Source organism: Burkholderia alba, from assembly GCF_034721475.1.
Taxonomy (GTDB): Bacteria; Pseudomonadota; Gammaproteobacteria; order Burkholderiales; family Burkholderiaceae; genus Burkholderia; species Burkholderia alba.
The window spans coordinates 1-303 of record NZ_JAWJWL010000204.1 but is presented as its reverse complement, the minus strand read 5'-3'; the positions used below and the strand labels follow the sequence as shown (position 1 = coordinate 303).

The 303-nt window shown below is 64.4% G+C and carries 1 protein-coding gene; it reads right to left on the bottom strand.

From position 1 onward, the window contains the following. The coding region (locus RZR99_RS33245) for a flagellar hook-basal body complex protein (protein ID WP_323123880.1) at positions 1 to 303 on the bottom strand (303 nt) is incomplete at both ends.

Genomic DNA, 303 nt, shown 5'->3' with positions numbered 1-303 from the left:
TCGGCGCGATGTTGGTCGTCGGCGCCTGCAGCGGCACGGTCGTCGCGGTGTTGATGGTGCCGTTCGCGTTCGCGGCGTAGCCCATCAGGTTCATGCCCTGCGAGTTGACGAGGTAGCCGTTCTTGTCGCGCTGGAACGTGCCGTCGCGCGAGTAGGTGAGCGCGCCGTTGTTCGACATCTGGAAGAAGCCGTTGCCGTTGATCGCGACGTTCAGCGTGGAGTTGCTCGACGCGATCGTGCCCTGGCCGAACGACTGCTGCACCGACGACATCACCGTGCCGATGCCGATCTGGTTGTTGACGG